The organism is Actinotalea ferrariae, assembly GCF_019733465.1.
GTDB lineage: Bacteria > Actinomycetota > Actinomycetes > Actinomycetales > Cellulomonadaceae > Actinotalea > Actinotalea ferrariae_A.
In genome coordinates this window covers 1-1,705 of the sequence record NZ_JACVQL010000393.1, presented here as the reverse complement: position 1 = coordinate 1,705, position 1,705 = coordinate 1, and the positions used below count along the sequence as shown (strand labels likewise).

Here is a 1,705-nt window from a genome sequence, read left to right as displayed (position 1 = left end):
CGCCATGGCCTGCGCCTCGGCGGCGGTCCCGATCCCGCGCCGGCCCGTCTCGCGCCGCTCGCGCCCGAAGGTGCGCCGCGCCGCGTCGGCGATGGTCCGGACCGCGGGCGCGTCCGTGCCGGGGTCGCCGGCGCTCGCGCTGCCCCGCACCGTGCGCTTGCCGAGAGCGTCCCACCCCGTCACGACGACCTCGTCGCAGCGGTCGACCGCCGAGAACCGCACCGAGAAGCCCAGCAGGTTCTCCTTCCAGACGAGCGTCGGGGACTCGCCGGCCGCGGGGACCGGTGCGACGTGCAGCGTCCCGCCGCTCACCCACATGTCGTGACCGGTGCGCGTCACGCGATCGCGCAGGAAGGCCCAGTCCGACTGCGCGGCCTGCAGCACGTACGCGAAGGTCTCACCCTCGAGCTCGACCGCCGCGTCGAGCCCGTGCTCGCCCGCGAGCTGGATGGCGATGGCGGCGTCGGACATGTTCTGGAACGAGCGCGTGCGGGCGACGCGGGCCAGCCGGTGGCCGCGGTCGAGGCCGGTCACGACCAGCTCGTGGTGGCCGGCGGAGCCGGGCTCGACGCAGACCGTGGTGACCTCGCCCTCGGTCACGACGAGGGGCTCCGCCTCGGTCCGGAAGGCGATCTGCACGCGAACGCCCGGCAGGAAGGTGCCCTCGTCGAAGAGCTCGAACACGGGGTCGTCGAACCGCAGCGTGAACCGGTCGGGCAGCTGCACGGACTCCTCGACCCGGACCTGCCGGATGCGGGGGTAGAGGGTGGGCGCGAGCTGCCGCCCGTCCACGGTCAGCACGGGGGTGTCGAGGCGGCGGTCGCCCGCCGGCTCAGCCGACACGGTGGCTCACCGGGACCTCGGGGATGACCAGCGGCGTCCCCGCCGCCACGGCGAGCGGGTCGTCCACGCCGCTCGCGGTGGCGATCAGCCGCCACCGCGTCGGGTCGCCGTAGTACCGGGCCGCGACCCGGTCCAGGGACTCACCGGGCAGCAGGTGGTGGACGGTGTGCGGCGACGGCGTGTACGACGTGGGGTTCTGGCGGGGGCGCACGGTCTCGTCGTCGTACTGCTTGAGCGTCAGGTCGACCTTCGCGCGCAGCGGGACGCCCGTCGCCGAGAAGTACGTGTACCGGATCTGCAGCCGCTCGACGACGGCGCGGAACGGTGCGTGCAGGCGGCCCCAGTGGAGCTCGACCCACGGCGGCCGGCCCGACTGGCGCTGACGGTCGTCGCCGCGCACGGACCGGTCGATGCGGACGAGCCCCAGCAGCTTGTCCGTCTCGTCGGTGACCGAGGTCCCTGAGGCGGTGGCGTCGATGGTGATGGACATCGACAGCGTCCCCGACTGCCCGCCCTCGAAGCGGAGTGTCGGCGCGTTCGTCCCGCGGGCCGTCGACGCCTGCCACGTGGCGCCCTTGGTGATGGTGAGCTCGGCGGGGTTGAACTCGAACGGGATCTCCTGGTGCGTCTCCGTGTGGAGCGTCGCGTGCTGGAACACTCAGAACACCCCCGTGTAGCGGCCGCCACGCCGCTCGAGCTCCGCGACGAGCCGTCGCTCGAGCGCGTCCACGAGGCCGTCGACGACCTCGTCCGTCAGCAGGGTCGCGGCCGGGGCGCCCGCCACGGTGCCGACGCCCGCACCGGCGCCGCCCGCGCCGCCCGACGCAGCCGGGGGCGCAGGGACGCCGACGCCCCCCGGTCC

3 protein-coding genes are annotated in these 1,705 nt (G+C 74.7%); all 3 read right to left on the bottom strand.

Going from position 1 to position 1,705, the window contains the following annotated elements; genetic code table 11:
- Positions 1-843: phage late control D family protein (locus ICW40_RS20235; RefSeq protein WP_221655772.1), on the bottom strand; the 843-nt coding region annotated here is incomplete at its 3' end.
- Complete coding sequence (locus tag ICW40_RS20230) at positions 833-1,501, bottom strand: phage tail protein (RefSeq protein ID WP_221655771.1); 669 nt, start codon at positions 1,499-1,501, stop codon at positions 833-835. The genes ICW40_RS20230 and ICW40_RS20235, both read right to left, overlap by 11 nt.
- A partial coding sequence (locus tag ICW40_RS20225) for a hypothetical protein (RefSeq protein WP_221655770.1) occupies positions 1,502-1,705 on the bottom strand: 204 nt, incomplete at its 5' end. It abuts the gene before it with no gap.